Annotated in this window: 19 protein-coding genes and 1 tRNA gene; 6 read left to right on the top strand and 14 right to left on the bottom strand. The window is 68.7% G+C overall.

From position 1 onward, the window contains the following. Positions 1-28: 28 nt before the first annotated feature. The 3 genes from I7X18_RS29605 to I7X18_RS29595 all read right to left on the bottom strand — a co-directional run bounded on the left by I7X18_RS29605 (position 29) and on the right by I7X18_RS29595 (position 2,238). On the bottom strand, positions 29-442 hold the full coding sequence (locus I7X18_RS29605) for a hypothetical protein (RefSeq protein WP_226864093.1): 414 nt from the start codon (positions 440-442) through the stop codon (positions 29-31). 281 nt (positions 443-723) lie between these two features. Beyond that, a complete protein-coding gene (locus tag I7X18_RS29600) occupies positions 724-1,200 on the bottom strand; it encodes a hypothetical protein (protein ID WP_232375467.1) in 477 nt (158 codons plus the stop codon). A 663-nt stretch (positions 1,201-1,863) separates the two neighbouring features. Continuing rightward, positions 1,864-2,238, bottom strand: a complete 375-nt coding sequence (locus I7X18_RS29595) for a hypothetical protein (RefSeq protein ID WP_226864089.1) — start codon at positions 2,236-2,238, stop codon at positions 1,864-1,866. Between the two features lie 209 nt (positions 2,239-2,447). Between I7X18_RS29595 and I7X18_RS29590 the strand changes: the two genes are divergently transcribed. After that, on the top strand, positions 2,448-2,702 hold the full coding sequence (locus I7X18_RS29590) for a hypothetical protein (RefSeq protein ID WP_226864087.1): 255 nt from the start codon (positions 2,448-2,450) through the stop codon (positions 2,700-2,702). 698 nt (positions 2,703-3,400) lie between these two features. On the opposite strand, the gene I7X18_RS12790 is transcribed toward I7X18_RS29590, so the two are convergent. Further along, a tRNA-Cys gene (locus I7X18_RS12790) sits at positions 3,401-3,474 on the bottom strand. A 117-nt stretch (positions 3,475-3,591) separates the two neighbouring features. On the opposite strand from I7X18_RS12790, the gene I7X18_RS12785 reads away from it, so the two are divergent. Continuing rightward, on the top strand, positions 3,592-4,329 hold the full coding sequence (locus I7X18_RS12785) for an MgtC/SapB family protein (protein WP_193047561.1): 738 nt from the start codon (positions 3,592-3,594) through the stop codon (positions 4,327-4,329). An 18-nt stretch (positions 4,330-4,347) separates the two neighbouring features. On the opposite strand, the gene I7X18_RS12780 is transcribed toward I7X18_RS12785, so the two are convergent. Beyond that, a complete protein-coding gene (locus I7X18_RS12780; RefSeq protein ID WP_193047560.1) occupies positions 4,348-5,748 on the bottom strand; it encodes an MFS transporter in 1,401 nt (466 codons plus the stop codon). 44 nt (positions 5,749-5,792) lie between these two features. After that, on the bottom strand, positions 5,793-7,952 hold the full coding sequence (gene uvrB / locus I7X18_RS12775; protein ID WP_193047559.1) for an excinuclease ABC subunit UvrB: 2,160 nt from the start codon (positions 7,950-7,952) through the stop codon (positions 5,793-5,795). A 70-nt stretch (positions 7,953-8,022) separates the two neighbouring features. Here uvrB and I7X18_RS12770 point away from each other — a divergent pair, with 70 nt between their 5' ends. Further along, positions 8,023-8,529 (top strand): ribonuclease FAU-1 family protein, encoded by a 507-nt coding sequence (locus I7X18_RS12770; RefSeq protein WP_193047619.1) that lies wholly within the window; start codon positions 8,023-8,025, stop codon positions 8,527-8,529. Between the two features lie 10 nt (positions 8,530-8,539). After that, on the top strand, positions 8,540-9,070 hold the full coding sequence (locus I7X18_RS12765; protein ID WP_193047558.1) for a hypothetical protein: 531 nt from the start codon (positions 8,540-8,542) through the stop codon (positions 9,068-9,070). A 4-nt stretch (positions 9,071-9,074) separates the two neighbouring features. On the opposite strand, the gene coaE is transcribed toward I7X18_RS12765, so the two are convergent. The 5 genes from coaE to I7X18_RS12740 all read right to left on the bottom strand — a co-directional run bounded on the left by coaE (position 9,075) and on the right by I7X18_RS12740 (position 13,762). Then, entirely contained in the window at positions 9,075-10,235 is a 1,161-nt protein-coding gene (gene coaE / locus I7X18_RS12760) for a dephospho-CoA kinase (protein WP_193047557.1), read from the bottom strand. Positions 10,236-10,312: 77 nt separating this feature from the next. Then, entirely contained in the window at positions 10,313-11,755 is a 1,443-nt protein-coding gene (gene rpsA / locus I7X18_RS12755; RefSeq protein ID WP_193047556.1) for a 30S ribosomal protein S1, read from the bottom strand. Between the two features lie 86 nt (positions 11,756-11,841). Next, positions 11,842-12,462 carry a TetR/AcrR family transcriptional regulator gene (locus I7X18_RS12750; protein WP_193047555.1) on the bottom strand — a complete coding sequence of 207 codons (621 nt, stop codon included), beginning with the start codon at positions 12,460-12,462 and terminating at the stop codon, positions 11,842-11,844. Further along, the gene (locus tag I7X18_RS12745) at positions 12,459-13,301 is read right to left on the bottom strand and encodes an NmrA family NAD(P)-binding protein (RefSeq protein ID WP_193047554.1); all 843 of its coding nucleotides are present in this window, start codon (positions 13,299-13,301) and stop codon (positions 12,459-12,461) included. Before I7X18_RS12745 ends, I7X18_RS12750 begins: the two co-directional genes overlap by 4 nt. Then, complete coding sequence (locus tag I7X18_RS12740) at positions 13,298-13,762, bottom strand: nuclear transport factor 2 family protein (RefSeq protein WP_193047553.1); 465 nt, start codon at positions 13,760-13,762, stop codon at positions 13,298-13,300. Before I7X18_RS12740 ends, I7X18_RS12745 begins: the two co-directional genes overlap by 4 nt. Positions 13,763-13,851: 89 nt before the next feature. On the opposite strand from I7X18_RS12740, the gene I7X18_RS12735 reads away from it, so the two are divergent. Continuing rightward, entirely contained in the window at positions 13,852-15,033 is a 1,182-nt protein-coding gene (locus I7X18_RS12735; RefSeq protein WP_193047552.1) for a PrsW family intramembrane metalloprotease, read from the top strand. Here the strand turns inward: I7X18_RS12735 and I7X18_RS12730 are convergent. Genes I7X18_RS12730 through I7X18_RS12720 form a run of 3 tightly spaced genes read right to left on the bottom strand, consistent with a single transcriptional unit; the run spans position 15,023 to position 19,494 of the window. Continuing rightward, complete coding sequence (locus I7X18_RS12730) at positions 15,023-15,832, bottom strand: acyl-CoA thioesterase (protein ID WP_193047551.1); 810 nt, start codon at positions 15,830-15,832, stop codon at positions 15,023-15,025. The two genes, I7X18_RS12735 and I7X18_RS12730, sit on opposite strands and share 11 nt — an antisense overlap. Position 15,833: 1 nt before the next feature. Then, positions 15,834-18,593 (bottom strand): DNA polymerase I, encoded by a 2,760-nt coding sequence (gene polA, locus I7X18_RS12725; protein WP_404822840.1) that lies wholly within the window; start codon positions 18,591-18,593, stop codon positions 15,834-15,836. Between the two features lie 10 nt (positions 18,594-18,603). After that, positions 18,604-19,494 carry a LysR family transcriptional regulator gene (locus tag I7X18_RS12720; RefSeq protein ID WP_193047549.1) on the bottom strand — a complete coding sequence of 297 codons (891 nt, stop codon included), beginning with the start codon at positions 19,492-19,494 and terminating at the stop codon, positions 18,604-18,606. Between the two features lie 71 nt (positions 19,495-19,565). Here I7X18_RS12720 and I7X18_RS12715 point away from each other — a divergent pair, with 71 nt between their 5' ends. Beyond that, positions 19,566-20,240: an alpha/beta fold hydrolase gene (locus tag I7X18_RS12715; RefSeq protein WP_193047548.1), complete on the top strand. Its 675-nt coding sequence runs from the start codon at positions 19,566-19,568 to the stop codon at positions 20,238-20,240. Positions 20,241-20,246: the final 6 nt, after the last annotated feature.

Here is a 20,246-nt window from a genome sequence, read left to right as displayed (position 1 = left end):
CCGATCGCATTGGGTGCTCGAGGTCAGCTCACCAGTCGTCGCGACGGTCTGAGACCGGGCTGGCGACGGGCGCCTGAGCCGGAGTGGCGCCGGGAGTGGCGCTAGCCGACCACAGACCACCGGTTCCCGCGCAGATGCCGTCGCTGGGCGGTCCGATCTCAGTGGGCAACGGAACGGGCAGCCCCGGGATTTGCGGGACGGTGATCGTCGGGATGAAATCCCACGGGCCATTGGCGGCCGCACCCGGCGCACCGGGCGTGGGCGCTCCAGGCAGCAGCCGGTCGAACACCGCGGCTGCACCCTCGAGCGGCGGGAACACCCCGGGCGGCGTCGCGCCGGAACCGCTCACGGACGCGCCGGGCGCCGAAGGGTACGGAGGCGTCGAGATGTTGACCGCCGTCGAGCCGCCGGCCGGCGGAGCCGGAAGGGCAGGCGGTGCCACGACGTTCACGGCACCGGAACCACCGGCCGGGGGTGCAGGCGGTGCAGGCGGAGTGACGACGGGCACCGAGCTGGCCACGGGTACCGCCGGAGCCGGAGGCGCGGGCGGTGCGACAGCTGCATTGGGGTGCACCACAGCGGCGGGTGGCGCGGGCGGAGCCGGAGGCGCAACCGCGGCAGCAGGCTGAACCACCCCAGCAGGCGGCGCGGGCGGAGCCGGAGGCACAACCCCACCAGCAGGCTGAACCACCCCAGCAGGCGGCGCAGCAGGAGCCGGAGGCGTTACCGCTCCACCGGAGCCCCCACCGGGAACGCCGGGCGCTCCGGCTGCCGGAGGCGCCACACCCGCAGCGGGCTCAACCACACCAGCAGGCGGCGCAGCAGGAGCCGGAGGCGCAACACCCGCAGCAGGCTCAACCACACCAGCAGGCGGCGCAGCAGGAGCCGGAGGCGCAACACCCGCAGCAGGCTCAACCACACCAGCAGGCGGCGCAGCAGGAGCCGGAGGCGCAACACCCGCAGCAGGCTCAACCACACCAGCAGGCGGCGCAGCAGGAACCGGAGGCGCAACACCCGCAGCAGGCTCAACCACCCCAGCAGGCGGACCCGCAGGAACCGGAGGCGCAACACCACCAGCAGGCTCAACCACACCAGCAGGCGGACCCGCAGGAACCGGAGGCGCAACACCCGCAGCAGGCTCAACCACACCAGCAGGCGGACCCGCAGGAACCGGAGGCGCAACCCCACCAGCAGGCTCAACCACACCAGCAGGCGGACCCGCAGGAGCCGCGGGCACGACGTTTTCCACCGAGCTGGCCGCAGGCGTTGCAGGAGCGGGTGGGGCCGGAGGCGAAAACCGCTCGACCGTGCTCGACGACCCACCACCCGGAGCCGAAGGCACCGGCGGCGTGACATTCTCCACCGAGTTAGCAGCGGGAACTGCCGAGGCGGGCGAGGCTGGCGGCGAGAACCGCTCAACCGTGCTCGACGACCCACCACCCGGCGCGGGCGGAGCCGGCGGGGTCACGTTCTCCACCGAACTGACAGCCGGACCGCCCGGCGCGGGCGGAGCCGGCGGGGCCACTCCGCTTGCGGAATCCACAATGGCCGCAGGAGGAGCCGGCGGAGACGGCGGCGCCACGTTCTCCACCGACGAGATACTCGGACCACCCGGAGCCGGAGGCGCGGGAGGTGTCACGTTCTCCACCGAACTGACAGCCGGACCGCCCGGCGCGGGCGGAGCCGGCGGGGCCACTCCGCTTGCGGAATCCACAATGGCCGCAGGAGGAGCCGGCGGAGACGGCGGCGTCACGTTCTCCACCGACGAGATACTCGGACCGCCGGGAGCCGGCGGAGCGGGAGGCGTCACGGCGCCACCCGAACCACCAGCCGGACCGCCCGGAGCTGACGGCGCAGGAGGAGTCACACCCGAAGCAGGCTCAACAACACCAGCAGGCGGAGCAGGAGGAGCCGGAGGCGCAACACCCGAAGCGGGCTCAACCACACCAGCAGGCACAGCCGGCGGAGCCGCAGGCGCACCCGCCCCACCCGCACCACCAACAGGACCACCCGGCGCACCCGGCGCCGGCGGCGCAACACCCGAAGCCGGCTCAACCACACCAGCAGGCACAGCCGGCGGAGCCGCAGGCGCACCCGCCCCACCCGCACCACCAACAGGACCACCCGGCGCACCCGGCGCCGGCGGCGCAACACCCGAAGCCGGCTCAACCACACCAGCAGGCACAGCCGGCGGAGCCGCAGGCGCACCCGCCCCACCCGCACCACCAACAGGACCACCCGGCGCACCCGGCGCGGACGGGATAGCGGCCCCACCTGAGGTCGCGATCGGAGCGCCCGGCGCGCCCGGCGCCGGAGGAAGCGCTCCGCCGCCTGAGGTCGCCGTCGGTGCAGCCGGCGCACCCGGAACCGGCGGCGTCGCACCGCTGGCCGTCGTCGCCGTCGGTACACCCGGCGCACCGGGCACCGGCGGCGTCGCACCGCTGGCCGTGTCGACCCGCGCCGACGGCGGGACGGGCGGGCGCGGCGGCGTCGCGGAGGCGGTGCCATTCAACGACCCGGCCGGCGGAATGCCCACCGACGGCGGCGTCGCCGTGGCGGTGCCATTCAACGACCCGGCCGGCGGAATGCCCACCGACGGCGGTGTCGCGCTGGCGATGCCGTTGGTGGCCCCCGCGGGCGGGATGGCACCGGCGGGGGGCGTGGTGTTCGTCAGGGCAGAGTTGGCCGCCGGCAACGTCTGAGGCAGCCGCCCGGGCACCGTGAGCAGCTGCTGCATGATGTTGACGCACGGAACGCCGGGGCTCACTGTCCCCGGGTCAGCGATCGCCGTCGCGGGGTTGAACAGCTGAACCATCCAGCAGGCCCCTGCGGTGGCCAGGGCGGTGAAGCCCAATCGATTCGTGGTCCGCGACATGTTCCCTCAGTTCTCTGTGCGCTTCCTGTAACGCTGTGCGTTGAGGGGAACGTATGCCGGGTCGGCGAATTGGCCGCCGCGACAATTCTGGGGTTTATAGAACTGTTGCGAATGAGAAGTGCTTCGGTTACACGACGATGTTGGCGCAGGTAAGCGGGTTTTTTAGTTCGCACAAGCAACGAACGGGCCGGCGCCGAACGTGTATCCGTACCACTGGGTCTCTTGACACCGAGCAAAAAGGCCCGTGTCCGATGCGCGGGCGGTTCGCCGTCTACGAGTCTGAGTTCTGGTCGCGGTTCCCGGGTGCACTGGCAGTCGGGGTGACCCGGGCGGTGTTTCTCAAGCGTCCCCAGGTCACGGCCGGAATCGAGGCGCCGTCTACGCGTTCACGATTGCGCCGGAGGTCTGGGCTCACGGTCGTCGGGGCGTGGCGCTACGCCCCAACGAACGCTTGCGGGGGGTGGGTCGGCAGTCACGGGATCGCAGCGCTTAGGTGGACTGGATCCCCACTCTCGGGCCGGACGTTGGAGCGGATGACGGGATTCGAACCCGTGTAAACGGCTTTGCAGGCCGGTGCCTAGCCACTCAGCCACACCCGCGTCGACACTGACGATGCCGCAGGCGTGTCGCTCTGCCCAGCATTTCACTCACCGTGATTCAGACCGGTCACAGCGCGCCGATGAGTCATCCACCGCCCCTGCCCGTTACGGTCGGCTATGGACCTCACGCTGGCCGCGGATCCGCCGTTCTTCGGCGGACCTGGGCAGGGCACCCGTCAGATTGTCGAGTTGCTGGTCGCGTTCGGGCTGACGGCGCTCATTGGCCTAGAACGCGAAATCCAGGGCAAGAGTGCGGGCCTGCGTACGCAGACGATCGTCGGCACCGCGTCGGCGCTCATCCTGCTGGTGAGCAAGTACGGCTTCCAGGATGTGCTGTCGCCTGGAACGGTCGAAGTCGATCCCTCGCGTGTCGCCGCGCAGATCGTCACGGGCATCGGCTTTCTCGGGGCGGGCATCATCATCTTCAGGCGCGGTTCGGTGCACGGTCTGACCACGGCCGCGGCGGTGTGGGAGTCCGCGGCGATCGGAATGGCCGCGGGCGCTGGGCTTCTCCTGCTGGCCTGCCTCGTGACGGCGATGCACTTCGTCATTGTCGTGGGCTTCATACCGGTCGCGAGGCGCCTCAACGCGCGGCTGAGCGGATCTGTCCGCATCCACGTCACCTATCACGAGGGGCACGGCGTGCTCACCCGGTTACTCCAGGCCTGTTCGCGACGGCAGTGGCAGCTGACCGAACTCGCCGCCGACGCGCCCGGTGAGCCGCTGGGTGCGGGGCCCGGCCAGACCGGAGTGATGCTCACGTTGTCGGGCAACCGGATCCTCACCGCGCCGTCGGTGCTGGCCACCATCGACGGCGTAACGGCCATCAGGCAGATCGACGACGATCCGGACTGACCCCGGATGCGACACCGCTCAGTGTGGGCGGCGGCAGCTCCGCGTGGACGCGATCACGCCGGTGGCGACCAACGCCGCGAAGACTGCGAACAACAGGCGCGCGGCAGCCGCGTTCCCCGCGTCGGTGAGGTTGACGACGACGCCGGCCAGCCCCGCACCGAAGGCTCCGCAGATGAGCTGCACGGTGTTGATGGCGGCGGCCGCCACGGGCCCCTCGGCCGGATCGTCGACCCGACTCATCGCCCACGCCGACAGATGTGGCCATGCGATCCCGATACCGGTCCCGGTGATCAGCAGGCCGACGGCCCACAGCGCAGCCCACCCGAGCGACATGTCCTCTTGCAGGGAGAACATGCCGATCGCCAGGCCGGCGGCCATGACAAGCGGGGCCACTGCGACGGTGCGCGTGATCGTCTGCGTGCGGTGCAACGAGGCGCTGGTGATCTCGCCACCCGTCCATCCGACGGAGAGCACCGCCCCGAAGAACCCCGCGACGACCGGAGCCATACCGGCGAGCCGCTGTCCGAACAGCGGCACGTACATGTCGACCATGGTGGCCGCCATCAGCAGACCCAATGTCGCATAGATCCACTTCAACGGGCCGGGCCCGAAAGCGCTGGGCGGCAGCACCGCTACAGCGGCGCGACGGTCGACGGCCACGAACACCACCACGATGGCGACCCCGGCAGCGAGCAGCGCTGCCGTCGCGCGGACGTCGTGCGGAATCCCGGCCATGCTGACCGCCAGCGCGGCGGCGCCCAGCAGCAGAAGCGACGCCAACGGAATTCGCAGGCGCGGCGGATCCGCATCCGCGCTTGCATTGCGTCCCGGTAGCGCGAACGGCACCAGCACCGCCATCGCGGCGGTGAGCAGGACCAGCACCCCGAACGCCCAGCGCCAGCTGCCGAACTGCGCGAAAAGCCCGCCGGCCGAGGGGCCCACGACCGTCCCGACACCCCACATTGCGGAGACCAGCGCCGACGCGCGTGTCCACAACCGACTGGGCAGAGCGGTGTTGATCACCGCGTATCCGAGGCCGGCGAGCAGTCCTCCGGCAGCGCCCTGCACCGTGCGGCCGACGAGCAGCAGCTCCATGGTCGGGGCGAAGGCACAGCCCAGGCTGCCCGCCGCGAACACACTGAGGCCCGACAGGTACGCCCATCGCGGACCCAGCCGCATGAGCAGTGGGTGCACCGTCGTCGCGGCGATCACCGAGGCGACCAGATACACCGTCGTCACCCAGGCGTAGAACCGTTGCCCGCCGATATCGGCGACGGCGCTCGGCATCAGGCTGATCGTGAGGAACTCGTTGGTGGCGTACAGCAGGACGCCACCCGCCAGCACCGTCGACGCACCCAGGTGCGGCGCACCCAGCAGGTCGCGCCAGGTGCCCACCGAGACACGGGAGGTGTCAGCCACGCCGCCACGCTAAGAGCTCAACTGCGATTGAGGTCAACCCCGTGTCACTTCAGGCCCGCAGCGTCCATGCCGCGCAGTTCCTTCTTGAGGTCGTGGATCTCGTCGCGGATGCGGGCGGCCAATTCGAACTGCAGGTCGCGGGCGGCGGTCATCATCTGCTCGGTCAGATCTTTGATGAGATCGGCCAGTTCGGCGCGCGGCATGGTGGAGGTGTCGCGGCCCTCGACGATGCCGGCACTCACAGCGCGCCCGGGCTCCCCCTGGGCCCGCCGGCCCCGCGACGAATTGCGGCCTGAACCGCCCACCTCGACGGTCTCGCTGTCGTCGGCCTCGCGGTACACCTGGTCGAGGATGTCGGCGATCTTCTTGCGCAGCGGCTTGGGGTCGATGCCGCGGGCTTCGTTGTAGGCCACCTGCTTCGCGCGGCGACGTTCGGTCTCGTCGATTGCCTCACGCATCGAGTCGGTGATCTTGTCCGCGTACATGTGCACCTCACCCGACACGTTGCGGGCGGCCCGGCCGATGGTCTGGATGAGGCTGCGCGTGGACCGCAGGAACCCTTCCTTGTCGGCGTCGAGAATCGCCACCAGCGACACCTCGGGCAGGTCCAGGCCTTCTCGCAGCAGGTTGATCCCGACCAGCACGTCGTACTCGCCGAGCCGCAGCTGGCGCAGCAACTCGACGCGGCGCAACGTGTCGACCTCCGAGTGCAAGTACCGCACCCGGATGCCCAGCTCGAGCAGATAGTCGGTGAGGTCCTCGGCCATCTTCTTGGTGAGCGTGGTGACCAGCACCCGCTCGTCGCGTTCGGTGCGCTTGCGGATCTCCCCGATGAGGTCGTCGATCTGGCCCTTGGTGGGTTTGACGACCACCTGCGGGTCGACCAACCCGGTCGGCCGGATCACCTGTTCGACGAACTCACCGCCGGACTGGCTCATCTCGTACGGACCCGGCGTCGCCGACAGGTACACCGTCTGCCCGATCCGCGACGCGAACTCCTCCCACGTCAGCGGCCGGTTGTCGATCGCCGAAGGCAACCGAAAGCCGAAGTCCACCAGGTTGCGCTTACGCGACATGTCCCCTTCGTACATGCCACCGATCTGCGGCACGGTCACGTGGGACTCGTCGATGACCAGCAGGAAGTCTTCCGGGAAGTAGTCGATCAGTGTCGCCGGCGCGGTGCCGGGACCGCGTCCGTCGATGTGGCGCGAGTAGTTCTCGATACCCGAGCAGAACCCGACCTGCCGCATCATCTCGATGTCGTAGTTGGTGCGCATGCGCAGCCGCTGCGCCTCCAGCAGCTTGCCTTGGCCTTCCAGCTCGGCCAGCCGGTCCTCGAGTTCCTTCTCGATGCTGGAGATCGCCTGCGCCATCCGCTCGGGGCCTGCCACGTAATGCGTCGCGGGGAAGACCCGCAGCGAGTCGACCCTGCGGACGACGTCACCGGTCAGCGGGTGCATGTAATACAGCGCCTCGATCTCGTCGCCGAAGTACTCGATGCGCACCGCGAGTTCCTCGTACGACGGGATGATCTCGACGGTGTCGCCGCGAACCCGGAACGTGCCGCGGGTGAACGCCATGTCGTTGCGGGAGTACTGCACGTCGACGAGCAGGCGCAGCAGCGCGTCGCGGGGCACCTCCTGGCCGACCGTGAGCTCCACCGACCGGTCCATGTAGGACTGCGGCGTGCCGAGGCCGTAGATGCAGGACACCGACGCCACCACGACCACGTCGCGGCGCGACAGCAGGCTCGACGTGGCCGAGTGGCGTAACCGCTCGACGTCGTCGTTGATCGAGCTGTCCTTCTCGATGTAAGTGTCGGTCTGCGCGATGTACGCCTCAGGCTGGTAGTAGTCGTAGTACGAGACGAAGTACTCGACGGAGTTGTGCGGCAACATCTCTCGCAGCTCGTTGGCGAGCTGGGCGGCCAGCGTCTTGTTCGGCGCCATCACCAGCGTCGGCCGCTGGAGCCGTTCGATCAGCCACGCGGTGGTCGCCGACTTACCGGTGCCGGTGGCGCCCAGCAGGACGACGTCACGCTCCCCCGCCCGGATCCGCCGTTCCAGTTCTTCGATGGCTGCGGGCTGGTCACCGGCGGGCTCGTAGGGGCTGACCACCTCGAACCGGTTTCCGGCGCGCACCATCGCCTCGACAGGGCGGTACTCCGAATGCGCGAGCACTGGGTGTTCGGTTGCGAAAGCCATTTCACCAGGGTAGAACCAGCCACCGACAGATTCTTGTTCCCCGGGTCCCGCTGCTCTCCTATGCTGAGGTATCCACCCACCCAAGCACGAGACGTTCGACCTGCTGGCCTGCACGAACACCGACCCCAAGGGCATCGTGCGGGCCGTCGACGTCTACTCGGTGGAGCCCTGGGGGCTCTACATGGCCCGCCCGACCCCCGGGCGGGCGCAATTCCACTACATCGAGTCGTGGCTGCTACCGGAACTGAACCTGCGAGCGACGGTGTTCCACTTCAACGCGGGGTTCGAGCGGGATCAGGACTTCTACCTCGACGTCGGCAGCTACGTCCCGGGCCCGCAGCGGTGGACGGCCGAAGACCACTACCTCGACGTGGTGGTGCGGACCGGAATGGGGGCGGAGTTGTGCGACGTCGACGAACTGCTCACGGCGGTCCGCCACAACCTGCTCACCCCGGAGGTCGGCGAACGTGCGATCCACACCGCCGTGAGCACCATGGACGGACTCGCGCGCCACGACTATGACCTCTGCCGATGGCTGGCCGGAAACGGCATGGTTCTCACGTGGCGGACATTGTAAGGTCATCTACATGAACTCCGTCAGGCGCGGATTGACCGCGGGCGTTGCGGCGACAGCCGTCATCGGTGGCTCTCAGTTAAGTTCCGCCGTCGCGCTCGCCGACCCGGAGGGCCAGCCGCAGCCGGCCGCGCAGGAGAGCCCGCAGGTACTCCACAACATCGTCTACCGGGCCCGCATCGACGGCGTCTCCCGCGGTGCCACCATCACCTACAGCGCCGAAGGCGACCAGACGCAGACCGCGAACCCGACGATGCTGCCGGGCCGCGTGTTCGAGGTGAACACCGTCCTGCCCGATGCCGGCGTGGCCACGATGAAGCTGTCGGTGGATTGGCCGTACTCGGCCAACCTGCACTGCGAGATCCTCATCGACGATCAACTGGCCGCACAGGCCGACGACTTCGTCGCCCCACGCTTCCTGCCGCAGGACCCCGACTACGCCACCCTGACGTGCGAGGCCCCGGTCGCCGCGGTGGCGGCTCCCACACCCGCCGAGGCGGTGCCGCCGGCCGATCCCGCGGTACCCGCGCCGCCGGCCGTCTGACCGCTCAGGGACGCCAGCCGGTCGCCTCGGCCCACGCCGACGCCTTCGGATAGGCCTCGGCGAACCACGGCTCCTTGGCCTCGGCGTAATCCGGCGCGGTCAACGCCGCGCGCTTGACCTCGACGTACTCCTCACGCACATCCGGGTTGGCCGCCAGCCAGGCCGGGAACAGCAGTGCGAAGCGCTGATTCGGCCAGCCGTCGACCCGCACGTGGATGTTGGCGGGGCGCCCGGGGTCAGCTGCGCCGTGCAGGCGTTTACCCCACCGAGCGGTGTCGTCGTCGTGCGGCACGTCGGAGTCCATGTGTGGGCGCCGCGGATACCCTACTGCCGCAAGCGCACCGGCGATCTGGTCCGCGTCCTCGAGCGACGCGACCGTCACCTGGATGTCGATGACGTCCTTCGCGTCGAGTCCGGCGACCGAGGTGGAACCGACGTGGTCTGCCCGCAGTACTCTCGCGCCTGCCGCAGTGTTGATGCGGTTGATGATTCGTTGCGCGTCGGCGGCCCAGCCCAGGTTGTGCGCGACGAGTCGGGGACCGGTCTGCACCACCGAACCGGTGCGGATGTTCTCGGCCAGGGGCAACACACGCTCGTACCACAGCCGGCGCGCCTGCTCGACCAAGTCGTCCTGAGTACCCGAATTGTCCAGCAGCACATCGGCGATCGCGCGCCGCTGCTCGTCGGACGCCTGCGCCTTCATCCGGGCACGGGCGTCGTGTTCGGGCAGTCCGCGTTTGATGAGCCGCTCGACCCGCGTCTCCTGATCGGCCCACACCACCACGACGAGCGGGAAGAACGGTGCCATACCGGTTTCCACGAGCAGCGGGATGTCCTCGACGACGACGGTGCCCTCGGGCACCGAGTCGATGATCTCCTGCCGCCGCTTCCCCACCAGCGGATGCACGATCCCGTTCAGCGTGGCGCGCTGTTCGTCGCTCTGAAATGCCTTGGCGGCCAGCGCCGGCCGATTGAGCGCGCCGTCGGGCAGCAGGATGTCTTCACCGAACGCGTCGACCAGTGCGGCGAGCCCCTCGGTGCCCGGTTCGACGACCTCACGGGAGATGACGTCACCGTCGACGATGACGCCGCCGCAGTCGGCGAACGTCGCGGAGACGGTCGACTTGCCTGCGCCGATGCCGCCGGTCAATCCAATTCTCAGCACGCCACCAGTGTGTCAGGGCTCAGATACGGCGAACGCCCCGGCTCGCGGTGAGCCGGGGCGTTCGTCGAGATGTTCTGCTAGGCGTTGCCGGCCAGCTTCTCCCGCAGAGCGGCGAGCTGGGCGTCGCTGGCGAGCGTTCCGCCGGTCGAGGACTCCTCCGAGCGCGACGAGCCGTTCGACGCCGGTCGAGCAGCCTCTTCGGCCTCGGCGGCGGCGAACTTCTCCATCTGCGCGGTGTGCATCTTGTGCCGGCGCTCCGCCTCGGCGTAGCGGGACTCCCACTCCTCACGCTGCTTGTCGAAACCTTCGAGCCATTCGTTGGTCTCGGAGTCGAAGCCCTCGGGGAAGATGTAGTTGCCCTGGTCGTCGTAGCTGTCGGCCATACCGTACTTCGAGGGGTCGAACTCCTCGGTGTAGTCCTCGTTGGCCTGCTTGAGCGACAGCGAGATGCGGCGCCGCTCGAGGTCGATGTCGATGACCTTGACCATCGCGTCGTCGCCGACCTGGACCACCTGGTCCGGGACCTCCACGTGGCGCTCGGACAGCTCCGAGATGTGCACCAGGCCCTCGATGCCCTCCTCGACGCGGACGAACGCACCGAACGGCACCAGCTTGGTGACCTTGCCCGGGACGATCTGCCCGATTGCGTGGGTACGGGCGAAGTGGCGCCACGGATCTTCCTGAGTCGCCTTGAGCGACAGCGAAACCCGCTCGCGATCCATGTCGACGTCGAGCACCTCGACGGTGACCTCGTCGCCCACCGTGACGACCTCGGACGGGTGGTCGATGTGCTTCCAGGACAGCTCGGAGACGTGCACCAGGCCGTCGACGCCGCCGAGATCGACGAACGCGCCGAAGTTGACGATCGAGGAGACGACACCCTTGCGGATGGCGCCCTTCTGCAGCTGGTTGAGGAACTCGCTGCGGACCTCGGACTGCGTCTGCTCCAGCCAGGCGCGACGCGAGAGCACCACGTTGTTGCGGTTCTTGTCGAGCTCGATGATCTTGGCCTCGATCTCCTTGCCGATGTACGGCTGCAGATCGCGGACTCGTCGCATCTCGACCAGGGAGGCGGGCAGGAAGCCGCGCAGGCCGATGTCGAGGATCAGGCCGCCCTTGACGACCTCGATGACGGTGCCCTTGACGGCCTCGTCCTTTTCCTTGAGCTCTTCGATGGTGCCCCAGGCGCGCTCGTACTGTGCGCGCTTCTTGGACAGGATCAGGCGGCCTTCCTTGTCCTCTTTGGTGAGGACCAGGGCTTCCACCTCGTCGCCGACGGACACAACCTCATTGGGGTCGACGTCGTGCTTGATGGAGAGCTCGCGGGAAGGGATGACACCTTCGGTCTTGTAGCCGATGTCTAGGAGGACTTCGTCGCGATCGACCTTGACGATCGTCCCTTCGACGATGTCGCCATCGTTGAAGTACTTGATGGTCTTGTCGATGGCGGCGAGAAAGTCCTCAGCCGAGCCGATGTCGTTGACGGCTACTTGCGGCGAGGTGACGGAGGGACTTGGCATGTGGTGGGTTGCTCCGGAAAGGTTCAATAGTAGGTACAGGAGATTGGTTCATAACCTGAGATCGCGCACACAGGTACACGCTCAGGCTACTCGACTCGGTCCACGCAGGACAAACCCGGTTCCCCCAAGGGGCCGGCGCCGCGGGCCATCGTGCAGACGGCCGCGGCCACCCGGTCCAGATGCTGCGCGGTCACCGGCTTTCCCAGCGCGATGAGCCGCCAGAAGACGAGTGCCGCCAGTGCGTCCATGATGACCTCCTGATCAGCATTGACGTCCAATTCGCCGCGTTCGGCCGCGCGCTCGAGCACCGCTGTGGCGCGCGCTCGCCGGGGCCGCCCGACATATGTCATCAGGGCCTCGCCGAGAGCCGGGGTGCGCTGCGCCTCGGCGAGCAGATCCGGGTACACGCGACGGACCCGGTCGTCGGTCAGCCACGTGAGGACCTCGTCGAGGAGAACCCGGATGTCCCCCGCGAACGATCCGGTGTCGGGAGCCGGATCGGTGCTGACGCTCAGCGCGCGCATCAGATCGGCCGTCATCTCGACCTTCGACGGCCACCGCCGGTAGAGCGCGCTCTTGCCGACCCGGGCGCGGCGGGCGACGGCGTCCATCGTGAGCCCGCCGAACCCCTTGTCGCCGAGTTCGGCCAGCACCGCGTCGAGGATCGCCTCGGTGACCCTGGCGTCGCGGGGCCGCCCGGCGGTCATGCGGGCGGCAGAGCGCGCAGATATGTGGCGAAGCTGCGCGGGGGGGTTCCGGTGAGCCGCTCGACGGTGTCGGTGACGGCGGCCTGGGCACCGTCGCGGACCAGCGCGTCGAGAGCGGCGAGCACCGCCGCGAACTCGGCGTCGTACCCGGAGGCGACGAGGAAGTCGGCGAACCGTTCGGGATCGACGGGCCGATGGCGCACGGTGCGGCCGGTCACCTCCGCCATGATCGCCGCAGCTTCGTCGTAGGTGAGCGCCTCGGGGCCGGTCAACAGATGCTCACCGCACTGCGCCCCTGGCGCCGCCAGCACGTGGGCCGCCACGCGGCCGATGTCGCGGCCGTCGATGAACGCCAGCCGGCCGGCTCCGGTGGCCGTAATGAATTCGCCCGTCGCACGGACACTCTCGGCAACCGGATGGGCGCCGGTGAAGTTCTGCATGAACCACGACGGGCGCAAAACCTCCCACTCCGCGAACGTCTCCCGCACCGCTGCAGCCACTTCGCCCAGGCCGGGGTCACCGAAGGCGACGGCCGACGAGCTGAGCGCGACGACGCGACGTACGCCCGCGGCCGCGGCCTGTTCGAGGAACGGGGCGACCATGGCCATCGGTTCGGCGCTGCCGATGGGTGCGACCAGGTACATCCGGTCGGCGCCGTGCAGGGCGTCACGCCATGTCGCCGGATCGGCCCAGTCGAACCGGCGGTGGTCGTGGGTGGTGGGCGGTGTCGGTTGTCGCGTCGCCGTGCGGACCGAGAGGTCCGGAAAGCGGCGAAATGCGTCGACGACCGCGCTGCCGGTCGTGCCGGTGGCGCCCAACACCAGAGCCGTGCCGCTCACCGCTGCGCTCCGGCGTCGAAGGCGGCGAAAAGTTCGTCGATGCCGCCAAGCGCAGCGCCGGCGACCAGCGGGTTCCAGTAGTCGCGGTAGGTGAGGATGCCGTCGGGTCCGACGGTGATGACGGCGACATAGGCGATCTCGTAGGGCTTGCCGGTCTTGACGGCGACGCCGGTGACAGCCCATTCGAGGATGACCGTGTCGGGGTCGGTGCTGTCATGGCGCGTCATCCGGGTGATCGCGCGGACGTCGACGTTGTCGGTGTAGTCCGCGAGGTAGCCGCGCACCTCTTCACGTCCGCGCAGTTCCGGCCACCCGGGCGGTGCGAACGGAAAGCTCAGGGTGCCGTCTGGCGCCCACTGGTCGGCGAAAGCCGACATGTCGTGGGCGAGCAGCGTTTCCTGCAGTCGGTCGATCGTCTGGTGGGTGCGTCGCCGTCGGGCGCCGTCGTCGAGTTCGCTCATCGATTCCTCCTCTTCAATTACGAGACACTACCGTCTCGTAATTGAGTCAACTCGCTGAGGCGCCCCGGTATTCCGGCTAGCCTGCTGAGGTGTCCCCCCTCGGCACCCCACCCCCACCGCACCTGATCGCGTCGCCGTGGGTCCGTCGCGTCCGCACAGTCGGCGCCCCGCTCGGTGTGCTGATCGCCCTCGGCACCCTTGCCGGCCTGCTCGTCATCCTGTTGACGGCGATCAACCCGACGGGGACGGCGATCGGGTTCGTGCTGTCGAGCATCGCGATGGCCGTGGTCGTGCTGGCGTACCTGTGGCTGGATCGATGGGAACCCGAACCGCCACGGCTGCTGGTGTTCGCCTTCCTCTGGGGGACCTCGGCGGCCGTCGTCATCTCCGCGGTCCTGCAACTCTTCCTCGAGGCGTGGCTGAACCCCGCAGACGGCACTGGTGTGGGCATCAGCCCGGTCACGCTCGTGCTGGGAGCCCCGCTGACCGAGGAGGCCGCCAAGGGCCTGTTCCTGCTGATCATGATGACCGGCGCACGTCGCAACGAGATGAACTCGCTGACCGACTGCCTGGTGTACGCGGGACTGGTGGGCGCGGGCTTCGCGTGGCTCGAGGACATCCTCTACATCGCCAACGGCGAATCTCTGGCCGATTCGCTGCTCACCGCCGCGCTGCGGCTGATCATGGCGCCGTTCGCCCACTCCCTGTTCACCACGGTGTTCGCGCTCGGGGTGTGGTTCGCCCTGCATCGCCGCGAGGCCGTCGCGCGGGCCGGCTTCATCCTGCTCGGCTACGCCGGGGCGGTGCTGCTGCACGCCATGTGGAACGGTTCGTCGCTTCTCGGTGTCGGCGCCTATTTCGGCCTGTACGTGTTCTGGATGATGCCGATCTTCGGGCTGGCGATCCTGTTGGCGGTAAAGAGCCGAAGGCGAGAGCAGCAGATCGTCGCGGCCAAGCTCCCCGGCATGGTGTCCGCCGGCGTGGTGACTCCCGGCGAGGCGATGTGGCTCGGATCGCTGGGCACCCGCAAGCAGGCGATCGCCGAAGCGAACCGGTTCGGCGGCAAGCAGGCCGCGGCGTCGGTCAAGAAGTTCGCCCACCAAGTAGTCGAGTTGGCGTTCGTACGCGACCGCATCGACCGAGGATTCGGCAACCCACGCGTCGTCGGACTGCTCAACGAGGAGACCTACGCGCTGTACGCGGCGAGGGCGGCATCTCCCGCGCTGCACCAGATGGCCGCCTACCGGGCCGGGTGGCCCCTCAGGCCTTGAAGTACGCCAGTTGGTGCGTGGTGACCAGCAATTCGCCTGTGCTGCTCCACAGTTCGGCCGACTGGTCGAAGTAGCCGCGGGTGAACCGGTTGGCTCTCGCGCGAGCCAGCACGAAGTCCCCGCCCACCACGCCCAGGGCCCGGGAGTCGGCGTGGAAATATGTCGTCAGCGAAATCGTCCCCGCCGGCGACATCGCACCGCGCCGCAGGAACACCCGGGGATAGAAGATGTCGCTCATCGCCGCGAGGGACGGGAAATCCAATGCCCGCCCGCGGCGATCCCGCGCCCAGAGCGTGGTGACCGACGACGGCTCCGGCTCGGCGCCGACCCCCGGTGCCGCACCCTCGACGTAGCGCATCTCGTAGTTGCGCGCCCACACGATCATGTCGGGCAGTCCGGTCTCGTCGATGGCGTCGGGTGCCGGCACCGTCGGTACCGCGTGCTCGGTGTCCGACCAGGTGTCGCGGCGGAGCCCGAAGACCGCGGTGGCGTTGGTCGTGAGCACCCCGTCCTGCCAGAGCTCGACGAGCCAGTGCTGGTTGGTCCGGTTCGTCCGGACGGTTTTCACCGCGATGTCGAAGGGTCCGTCCGCGACGGGTGCTGCGAAGTTGACGGTCAGCGAGACCGGTTCGCCGATCCGCTCCGGCTGCACCTCGACGGCACGCAACATCACGGCGGCGGTCATCCCGCCGAAAGGACCGACCATGTTGGCCCAGTCCGGCCGGGTACGGCCGCGCAACACACCGCTCTCGCCTACGGGTTCGAGCTCGATCGCCTCGTCGAACGGGTGCACCGTCACGTCAGTGCGCCGCAGCGTCCCAGCTGCGGCCGTATCCGACGCTGACCTCGAGCGGAACGTCGAGCGGGTAGGCGCTGCCCATCTTGTCGCGGACCAACTCGTCGAGTGTGTCGCGCTCCCCGTCGGCGACCTCGAACAACAGCTCGTCGTGCACCTGCAGCAGCATGCGGGACTTGAGCCCGGCGTCCTTGATCGCCTGATCGACGTTGATCATCGCGACCTTGATGATGTCGGCGGCGCTGCCCTGGATCGGGGCGTTGAGCGCGGCCCGCTCCGCAGCCTCGCGGACATTGCGGTTGCTGCTGTCGAGTTCGGGCAGGTACCGCCGACGACCGAACACCGTCGAGGTGTAGCCGTCCTTGCGGGCCTGGTCGACGACGTCGCGGAGGTAGTCGCGGATGCCGCCGAAGCGCGCGAAGTACTGGTCCATCTGGACCTTGGCCTCTTCGGTGGAGATCTTGAGCTGCGCGGCCAGCCCGTAGGCGCTCAACCCGTAGGCCAAGCCGTAGGACATCGCCTTGACGCGGCGACGCAGATCCGGCGTCACCTCGTCGATCGGGACGTCGAACGCCCGCGACGCGACGAACGAGTGCAGGTCCTCCCCGGTGTTGAACGCCTCGATGAGACCGGCATCCTGGGACAGGTGCGCCATGATGCGCATCTCGATCTGGCTGTAGTCGGCCGTCATGAGTTCGGTGTATCCGTCACCCACCACGAATGCGTCGCGGATGCGCCGGCCCGCCTCGGTGCGGATCGGGATGTTCTGCAGATTCGGCTCTGTCGACGACAACCGGCCGGTCGCGGCGATCGTCTGGTTGAACGTCGTGTGGATCCGGCCGTCGGAGGCCACCGAGTTCAACAGCCCGTCGACGGTGACCTTGAGCCGGGTGGCGTCGCGATGCGCCAACATGTGCTGCAGGAACGGGTGGCCCGTCTTGTCGAACAGTGACTGCAGGGCGTCCGCGTCGGTGGTGTATCCGGTCTTGGTCTTCTTGGTCTTGGGCATCTCGAGTTCGTCGAACAGCACTGCCTGCAGCTGTTTGGGCGACCCGAGGTTGATCTGTTTGCCGATCACCGCGTAAGCCGCCTCCGCAGCGTCGCGGATCAGGTCGCCGAACTCACTCTGGAGTTGACGCAGCTGATCGATGTCGACGGCGATGCCGTTGTGCTCCAGCTCGGCGAGCACGCGCTGCACCGGCAGCTCCATGCGCCCGAGCAGTGAGGACGAGTCGATACGCGCGAGTTCCTCGTCGAGGGCGTCGGCGAGGTCGAGCACCGCGACCGCGCGCAGGATTAACGTCTGCACGGCCTGGTCGTCGCCGCCGTCACTGTCGTCGAGTAGCGAAAGCTGTTGTTGTGCAGGGTTGTCCGCGCGGAGTTCACGGCGCAGGTAGCGCAGTGACAGGTCGTCCAGGCTGAAGCTGCGCTGCCCGGGCCGCACGATGTAGGCGGCGAGCGCGGTGTCGGAGGTGACTCCGGCGAGCTTCCATCCGCGGCCCGCCAGATCGTGGATGGCCAGCTTCGCCTCGTGCAGCGCCTTGGGCGGCCCCGGGTCGGCGAGCCACGACGCGAGCGCCGCCTCGTCGTCCGGGTCGAGAGAGGTGGTGTCGATGTAGCGGCCGTCGCCGTCGGCGGCCACGATGGCCAGCGCGGTGGCGTCGGCGTCGTAGGCCAAGTGCGTACCGACGACCGCTAGTCCGAACCGGTTGCCGAGGCTGTGTTCGGACAACCAGGCCGCGAGCTCACCGCGTTCCAGTGCCTTGCCACGCACGTCGAACCCGTGTTCCACCTCGGGTTCGACCGCCACCAGCGTCTCGAACAGCCGGTCCCGCAGGACCCGGAATTCGAGGTCGTCGAACAGGCGGTGGATCTGGTCGCGGTTCCACGGCTGCACCCGCAGGGTGTCGGGCGTATGGGGCAGCGGAACGTCCTTGACGAGGTCGGTGAGCTCCCGGTTGAGCACGACATGCGACAGATTCGCCCGGAGCGCGTCACCGACCTTGCCCTTGACCTGATCGACGTTGTCCACGAGGGCCTGCAATGACCCGTATTCGGCGATCCACTTGGTCGCGGTCTTCTCCCCCACACCTGGGATGCCCGGCAGGTTGTCGCTCGGATCGCCCCGCAGCGCCGCGAAATCCGGATACTGCAGCGGAGTGAGCCCGTACTTCTCGACCACCGCCTCCGGGGTGAACCGGGTCAGTTCGCTGACCCCCTTGCGGGGGTAGAGCACCGTCACGTCATCGCTGACGAGTTGTAGTGCGTCGCGATCCCCGGTGACGACGAGCACCCGGAATCCCTCGGTTTCGGCCTGGGTGGCGAGCGTGGCGATGATGTCGTCGGCCTCGAAGCCGGGCTCGGCGAGCACGGCGATGCCCAGCGCGACGAGCACCTCTTTGGTGATGTCGATCTGGCCGCGGAACTCATCCGGCGTCGAGGACCGGCCGGCTTTGTACTCGGGGTACTTGTCGACGCGGAACGTCTTGCGGGACACGTCGAAGGCGGCGGCCACATGGGTGGGCTTCTCGTCGCGGAGCAGGTTGATCAGCATCGCGGTGAATCCGTAGACCGCGTTGGTGGTCAGCCCGCCCTGGGTCTTGAAGTTCTCCGCGGGTAGCGCGTAGAAGGCGCGGTACGCCAGTGAGTTGCCGTCCAGCAGCATCAGTGTCGGCTTGTCGTCCGCGGGTGCGGCGGCCGTCTTCTTGTTGGTGGCCGTCTTGTTGGTCGCCGTCTTGTTGGTCGCGGTACTGGCTGGGCTCACGGCCTCAACTCTAGGCAACCCCGCCGACACGCAGACGCTCCCGGGCCATGCCGATGAGCGCCCGCGCCGCGGGACTGACCGGTCCACTCGCGCGCCACGCCAGCACGAGGCGTCCCCGCAGCTCCGGAGTGATCGCGACGGGATGCAGGTCGGCCCGGTTGCACGACACCGATTGCGGCACGATCGCGACGCCGAGCCCGTGTGCCGCGAGGTCGGCCAGTTCCTGCGGAGTGCTGGCCTCGAACGCGATCCGCGCTGTCAGACCCGCGGCGGCGAAGGCCTCGTCGAGCCGGTGGCGCAGGCCGGTGCCCTGCGGCAGCGCGATCAGAGACCGGTCCGCGAGCGCCGTCACCGGCACCGACGGGACGTCCCGCCACGGGTCGTCACGGCCCACCGCGGCGTAGATCGCCTCGTCGGTGGTGACGTCGACCGCGAGGCCGTCGGGCACCTCGTCGGTCCCCACCGACGCGATCACGAGATCGAAGTGTCCAGATCGCACACCCGCGACCAGCCGATCGGACTCCGCGGTGCTCAACGTGATCTCCACCCCGGGATGAGCGGTGTGGAAGTCGGCCAGCAGAGCCGGCATGTCGAGGTTGTGCGCGGTGACCGTGCCGATCACCACCGACCCGCGGACCAGCCCGGCGAGCTCCTCGACCGCGAGGCGCGCACTGGCGACGGCGGTCAGCGCGGCCCGGGCGTGCGGCAACAGGGCGGCACCCGCGGCGGTGAGGCGCACTCGACGCCGCGCACGGTCGAGCAGCGGCTGTCCCAGTTCGCGCTCCAGCCGGGCGATCTGCGCGCTCACCGCGGGCTGCGCCACATGCACCCGCTCGGCGGCCCGGGTGAAATTGGCCTCCTCCGCGACGGCGAGGAAGTACTCCAGCTGACGCAATTCCATAACCAATCACAATAGTTTTCGGCGCGAATCGGTATTGGACTTATGCAAGACACTCACGCAGCGTGGACTCCATGACCACCTTCGTCCTCGTCCCCGGCGCCTGCCACGGCGCGTGGTGTTTCGACGACCTCGTCGACGCGCTGCGCGGGCACGGACACCGCGCGCTGGCTTACACGCTCACCGGCATCGCCGAGCGGGCCCACCTCGCTCATGCCGGAGTCAACCTCAACACTCACATCGCGGATATGTGCGCCGCCGTGGCGGCCATCCCCGACGACGACGAATTGGTACTCGTCGGGCACAGCTACGGCGGCATGGTCATCACCGCCGTCGCCGACCGGATGCCCGGCCGGATCGACGCCCTCGTGTACCTCGACGCCCTCGTCCCGCGCGACGGCGAATCCTGCTGGGATCTGGTCAACGACGAGGAAAGGCAGTGGTATCTCGGCGTCGACGACACCGGCTACGGCGTTCCGGCGCTGCCGTTCTTCGACGACCGGGCCTCCGCGCATCCGCTGGCTTCGCTGTTGCAACGGATCAGCCTCACCGGCGACGGCAACGGCGTCCGCCGGCGCGACTACGTCTACGCACTGGACTGGCCGGGCGAATCGCCCCTGCGGCAATCCTTTGAGCGCGTGCGCGACGACCCGGCGTGGACGGTGCACGAACTCGACGGCAAGCACAACCTCATGCGCGACAACCCCGACGATCTGCTGCGCATCCTGCTCGACGCGGCCGCCCGCTGACTGGAA

The sequence above is a fragment of the Mycolicibacterium baixiangningiae genome, from assembly GCF_016313185.1.
GTDB classification, from domain to species: domain Bacteria; phylum Actinomycetota; class Actinomycetes; order Mycobacteriales; family Mycobacteriaceae; genus Mycobacterium; species Mycobacterium baixiangningiae.
This window is presented reverse-complemented; position numbering and strand designations above follow the sequence as displayed.

Bases quoted from the DNA above. Each gene is read 5' to 3' on its own strand.
- I7X18_RS12720 (WP_193047549.1), bottom strand. From the start codon at position 19,494: ATGGAATTGCGTCAGCTGGAGTACTTCCTCGCCGTCGCGGAGGAGGCC.
- uvrB (WP_193047559.1), bottom strand. From the start codon at position 7,952: ATGGCTTTCGCAACCGAACACCCAGTGCTCGCGCATTCGGAGTACCGC.
- I7X18_RS12765 (WP_193047558.1), top strand. From the start codon at position 8,540: ATGAACTCCGTCAGGCGCGGATTGACCGCGGGCGTTGCGGCGACAGCC.
- I7X18_RS12785 (WP_193047561.1), top strand. From the start codon at position 3,592: ATGGACCTCACGCTGGCCGCGGATCCGCCGTTCTTCGGCGGACCTGGG.
- I7X18_RS12750 (WP_193047555.1), bottom strand. From the start codon at position 12,462: ATGACCGCCGGGCGGCCCCGCGACGCCAGGGTCACCGAGGCGATCCTC.
- I7X18_RS12740 (WP_193047553.1), bottom strand. From the start codon at position 13,762: ATGAGCGAACTCGACGACGGCGCCCGACGGCGACGCACCCACCAGACG.
- rpsA (WP_193047556.1), bottom strand. From the start codon at position 11,755: ATGCCAAGTCCCTCCGTCACCTCGCCGCAAGTAGCCGTCAACGACATC.
- I7X18_RS12715 (WP_193047548.1), top strand. From the start codon at position 19,566: ATGACCACCTTCGTCCTCGTCCCCGGCGCCTGCCACGGCGCGTGGTGT.